This is a genomic window from Alkaliphilus pronyensis (genome assembly GCF_009017275.1).
Classification (GTDB): domain Bacteria; phylum Bacillota; class Clostridia; order Peptostreptococcales; family Natronincolaceae; genus Alkaliphilus_C; species Alkaliphilus_C pronyensis.
On the sequence record NZ_WBZC01000091.1, the window covers coordinates 1 to 5204 of the forward strand.

Sequence of the window (5204 nt, forward strand, 5' to 3'; positions counted from 1 at the left end):
CTGTAATATCTTTTCAGCATTGTTTGTTAGCTTTTCAAGCTCTTCATAGGATTTTTCAGGCTTTACAAATTTAACAAGCTCAACCTTATTAAACTGATGTTGTCTAATTAAGCCCCTTGTGTCTCTACCTGCTGAACCTGCCTCAGAGCGGAAGCAAGGTGTATAGGCGGCATAGTATATTGGTAGGCTGTCTTCTTCAATTATATCATCCCTATGAATGTTTGTAACAGGCACCTCAGCTGTTGGTACTAAAAAGAAGTCCTTTTGTGGAATCTTAAAAGCATCCTCTTCAAACTTTGGTAAGTTCCCAGTACCCGTCATGCTATCCCTGTTAACCATAAAGGGAGGTAATACCTCAGTGTATCCATGCTCTTGTGTATGAACATCCAGCATAAAGTTTATTAATGCTCTTTCTAATCTTGCACCAAGTCCTTTATAAATAGTAAACCTTGATCCAGTAATTTTTCCTGCATTTTCAAAATCGAGTATGCCTTTATGGGTTCCTATCTCCCAATGGGGCTTAGGCTCAAAGTCAAAGCTTCTTGCTTCTCCCCATCTTCTAACTTCTTCATTATCCTCGTCCGTATCACCTTGTGGAACTTCTGGATTAGGTATATTGGGTATTCTAAGCATTATATCTAATAGCTTTTCCTCTACTTCCTTCACCCTATTGTCAAGTTCCTTAATTTCGCTTGACAGTGTCCTCATTTTATTCATTATATCTGTTGTGTCTTTACCTTCTTTTTTCAGTCTTGGTATTTCTTTTGTAACAGTGTTTTGCTCGCTTTTCATTTGTTCTACCTGCTGTAATAATCCTCTTCTTTCATCATCAAGGGCTACAGCATCATCTAAGCTAAAGTCTAACTCTCCCCTTCTTGCCATAGCTTTTTTTACTTCAGTTAGGTTTGCTCTTATTTTTTTAATATCTAACATACTAAACTCCTCCTTTAAATTTTTCAAAAACAAAAGCCTCCAGTCCCCATAAGGGACGGAAGCTGTTATCCGCGATACCACCCTAGTTGATTAAGTCTTCTTAATCCACTCTATTGCTATTAACGGTTGCAACCCGATTTTACCTACTTAGTTTCAGTAAATAGCTCCAGGATGGATTCAAAAGCCTGCTACATCGGTTTACACCATCCACCGACTCTCTATAGAAGACATGCTTTCTACTATTTCCCTTCAAAGCCTTTGTATATAATTATATGAATTTTATCATATTTTATTTACTATTACAATATTTTTTAAAAACTATTCTTTAATACCTTTTTATAGTATCCTGTATCATTAGTTTTATTCATTGTTTGTAATTAATTTTAATATTTACTAAGTTAGTGAATAATTAGTTTCTGTTGGTTAATACTCCTAATAAAAATAAAGCAGGGGGTATTTTATAATGAACAATGTCGATGTTGTAGCTCAAATAAGTGATTTAAAGGAAACAGACTATAGAAACACCTTAGCCATTGCAACACTTATAGAACTTTTGATAGAAAATAAGATAATTACTAGACAACAATTTGCCAAAAAATCGTATCATCTTGACAACATGACCTTAGAGGAGTTAAAAGTGGCGAGGGCTCAGCTATAGCCCTTATTATTTTGATTTTAATTAAGGTAATGGTTTAGCCATCTTCTATGATTCTTCTAATTTCATATCTCCAGCCTTAATCCAATTTTTATTTCTCATCCACTGGGCTATTAAGTAGGTTAATATAGCTGGTAATATAAAGTGTAATATAATTACTTTTATAAATACAATTGTAAAATTATTTCCGTTTTCAGTAACCATCTTTGCAAATGTTGCCATTTGCCCTACCAGTCCACTGGTTCCCATGCCAGCTCCAATACTATTATTCTCCATTTTAAAAATAGTTGTTGCTAAGGGGCCTAGTATTCCACTTGCTAATGTAGGTGGTATCCAAATCAAGGGGTTCTTAATTATATTAGGTACCTGAAGCATGCTGGTGCCTAATCCTTGAGCTATAAGGCCTGCAAATCCATTTTCTTTATAGCTTGCTACTCCAAATCCTATCATTTGTGTTGCACAACCAACTACTGCTGCTCCCGCTGCCAATCCATTCAAGCCTAGTGAAATGGCTAGAGCTGCACTGCTTATTGGAAGTGTTAATATCATCCCCATTAAAATCGCTAGAAATATTCCCATAGGTATTGGATGTAATACAGTAAGACTATTTATTACTTCACCTAATCCACCCATTAAAGATGCTACTATTGGACCTATAAATTTACCCGCTAGTCCACCGACTATTATTGTTATGGCAGGAATAAGAACTATGTCAACTTTAGTTTTTCCTGCAAGTCTTTTTGCCACCTCTGCTCCAGCTAAGGCTGCTACAAAAGCCCCTACAGGTTCGCTATTACCAATACTATAGGCACCCGTATCTAATAGCTTTATTGCACCTCCTCCTATCATGCCAGTAGCTAGTGATGCAAATATCGAGAGGGCTGGTGCACCTATAGAGTATGCAACCCCTGCTCCTATTGCTGGCCCTGTCATAAACTGTGCAATTTGACCAAAGGTGATCAAAAACTCAATGTTTAACTGTTGTCCTATTTGTTTTAATATTAGACCAATTATAAGTGAAGAAAACAAACCTAATGCCATACCATTCAGTGCTTTTGTAATGTATTGCTTGAATGAAATCCCTTGATTCATTAATATCACATTCCCTTCTGCAACATTAGCCAGCAGGACTGTGTGTTTACACGTGTCTTTACACTAGCTATTATGAATATATCACAGTGTCAATCTTGAATCAAGTAATCTTTTTCTAATAATTGTTCTTTTAGCTTTTTAAAGCTTTTTTCGCAGGGAACCTCTATAGTGTGAATATGAACTCCATCAGTTAGTGATGCAAGAGGTTCAGCATTATTTTTTTTAATTTTACTCATAAACTCTTCTAACTCATTTTTATATGCAATATCTAATACAGTACGTATTTCTCCATAAATAGGGTGTTCTACTATTACGTCTATTATTTTTGCTCCATAGTCTATTAGAATTTGTAATTCTTCTTCCATTTCTTCATAGCTATGATGCTTAGATATTATTGTTTTTATTATCTTTCCCGTATTCTCCTTCATTATTATATAACCCTGTGGTGTGGCTATTATATCATTACCAGAGGCTCTTAATAATGCTATATCCTGTACAATAACTTGCCTTGACACATTAAACTCATTTGCCAATTCTGTACCCTTTATGGGTTTACTATTACTTAATAGTTTATACATAATTGTTTTTCTTCTCTCTTCATTATTCATACTGTTTCATCACCTTCTTTTTATTTACTACTTTGTATTTTATCATACATAGCTCTAATTAACTTTAGATTTTGTAACTTACTATATATTATAATTTTTAATGTAATGCTTAGCTAAAGCAATAGATGGTAGCTGCGATATATAAATAAAAGGCTATGTTAGATTTTAGTGTTGTTATGTAGTATTAAAGGTGCCACACAATCCAGTGTGGCTCTTGTTAATGCTTTATTCCTGTGTCTTTTCATTGCTTTTGATTATTCTTTGTAGTTCATTTAGTTGCCACGTTCTTTCTGTAGAAATTGCATCTAAATCATTTTCATATAACAAACCTATCAATTTAATTGCATAGTCTGAAGCAACCATAGAATGCTCACTCATATGCCCACTTCCAACGGCTTGTCCAACAACCCTTAATGCTGTTTTATGTATTTCATTCTTCATCTCTCTTGCAAGTTTATGAATTTTGAAACCAGATTGCCTTACATCGTGCATTCGAGCGTTTCCAGATTGCCACAATTCGTTTACTTCAAATCCTTCAACGATTACATCTATAGATTCATAATCTATACCAACAATAAGAAGAATGTGTTTGGCAATGGATAACGACCATTTTGCTAAAAGGACTTGATTTGTTGTTTCATACAAATTATCAATTTCATCCCTAATAAGAGGATTATCCACTATTTTTATTTTCGGTTTAGTAGGCATACGAACTCTCCTTTCTTATCCAAACAAAATCACACATATTCTGCTACTCTTATTTTATATAAATTTATCTTTGCTTCAAGAATTTTTGTAGACCCATTCACAAGAAGTTGTCTTTCTCTTACTATTTCTTTTTCGTCAAGGAATGTTTGTAGCCATTTAAAAGAATGAAGATATTTTGGCAGGTACTTCGTTGCAACACCATTGAACCTATCAATCCATTTCTTAAATTTACTGTGTAAACTGTTGACATGAGAAATATGATAAACACCGTTCTTATGCTTACCATTAACTATCCTTATATGCTATGCTACGTTATCTTTAGCAAAGGTGATATAACTTTTATGTCAGTCAGTACAGTTTAATGTTTTTGGGTCTAACCTTCCCTTATATAGACGCTCCAAGTCAACAGTCTTAATGCTCCCTTTATTTGTCATTTCTAAGATGATGTTTCCCTCTCTATCAATAGCAGTAGCCATACAGAAGTGCTTGTTGCTGATGTCTCTTTTCTTAGCTTGTTTTCCACGCTTACGAGATTTTCTTGGCATCGTAAAGCCACTTTTCTTATGATTTCCCTTAAAAGATTCTGGAAGAAAAGTTTTATCCATCTCTACGATACCAGACACTTCACCAACTATTTAAAGATTACGGACAGCATCAAGAAGTCTATGTCTCATATAAAATGATGTTTTGACTGAAACTTTGCATATGGTAGCCGATTTCCGAATGAACAATCCCATCACCATACACTTAGCATAATCAATCCATTGTTCAAGACTTACATTATAATTTGCAAGTGGAGTCATGGTTCTATCGTTAAATGTCTTTCCACAATCCTTGCACCTAAAACGCTGTACGCCATTCTTCTTACCATATTTAATGGCATTAGTTCCGCCACAATACAAACAAGCAACCCCTTTAGAAAAGCGTTGCTCACGGCTATCATTATATAATGAACTTGTCATTGCTCTAAGAGATATGATTTCGCCGATATTATTAAACAGTTCTTCAATCTGAATGTCAGTTAAGGCTTTGATATCACTAAAGATGAATGTACTGATGGCATGAATGTTTCCTTGCCGAATGTATGTTCTTTCAATTATAGAACATTAACTCGTATGTGTCAAATAACAACACTAATATCTAACAGAGCCAAATAAAACACTCACTTATTTAAGGAAGTTTTTAGTATCATATCGCAACGTCCTACT

The 5204-nt window shown here is 34.5% G+C and carries 5 protein-coding genes, 1 pseudogene and 1 other annotated feature; of the genes and pseudogenes, 1 reads left to right on the forward strand and 5 read right to left on the reverse strand.

All coding sequences use genetic code 11. The features are described 5' to 3' along the window. Nucleotides 1-933: serine--tRNA ligase (gene serS, locus F8154_RS14845; RefSeq protein ID WP_151862396.1), on the reverse strand; the 933-nt coding region annotated here is incomplete at its 3' end. A 48-nt stretch (nt 934-981) separates the two neighbouring features. Next, nucleotides 982-1195, reverse strand: a binding site (T-box leader). Between the two features lie 201 nt (nt 1196-1396). Here serS and F8154_RS14850 point away from each other — a divergent pair. Further along, nucleotides 1397-1591: a hypothetical protein gene (locus tag F8154_RS14850; RefSeq protein WP_151862397.1), complete on the forward strand. Its 195-nt coding sequence runs from the start codon at nt 1397-1399 to the stop codon at nt 1589-1591. A 45-nt stretch (nt 1592-1636) separates the two neighbouring features. On the opposite strand, the gene F8154_RS14855 is transcribed toward F8154_RS14850, so the two are convergent. The 4 genes and pseudogenes from F8154_RS14855 to F8154_RS15720 all read right to left on the reverse strand — a co-directional run bounded on the left by F8154_RS14855 (nt 1637) and on the right by F8154_RS15720 (nt 5054). After that, the gene (locus F8154_RS14855) at nt 1637-2680 is read right to left on the reverse strand and encodes a PTS transporter subunit IIC (protein ID WP_151862398.1); all 1044 of its coding nucleotides are present in this window, start codon (nt 2678-2680) and stop codon (nt 1637-1639) included. Nucleotides 2681-2769: 89 nt separating this feature from the next. Next, nucleotides 2770-3288, reverse strand: coding sequence for a transcription repressor NadR (locus F8154_RS14860; RefSeq protein ID WP_151862399.1), 519 nt, complete (start codon nt 3286-3288; stop codon nt 2770-2772). Between the two features lie 225 nt (nt 3289-3513). Continuing rightward, nucleotides 3514-3996 carry a putative immunity protein gene (locus F8154_RS14865; protein WP_151862400.1) on the reverse strand — a complete coding sequence of 161 codons (483 nt, stop codon included), beginning with the start codon at nt 3994-3996 and terminating at the stop codon, nt 3514-3516. Nucleotides 3997-4025: 29 nt separating this feature from the next. Then, nucleotides 4026-5054 (reverse strand): annotated as a pseudogene (locus F8154_RS15720) (IS1595 family transposase). Nucleotides 5055-5204: the final 150 nt, after the last annotated feature.

Bases quoted from the DNA above. Each gene is read 5' to 3' on its own strand.
- F8154_RS14850 (WP_151862397.1), top strand. From the start codon at position 1,397: ATGAACAATGTCGATGTTGTAGCTCAAATAAGTGATTTAAAGGAAACA.
- F8154_RS14860 (WP_151862399.1), bottom strand. From the start codon at position 3,288: ATGAATAATGAAGAGAGAAGAAAAACAATTATGTATAAACTATTAAGT.
- F8154_RS14865 (WP_151862400.1), bottom strand. From the start codon at position 3,996: ATGCCTACTAAACCGAAAATAAAAATAGTGGATAATCCTCTTATTAGG.
- F8154_RS14855 (WP_151862398.1), bottom strand. From the start codon at position 2,680: ATGAATCAAGGGATTTCATTCAAGCAATACATTACAAAAGCACTGAAT.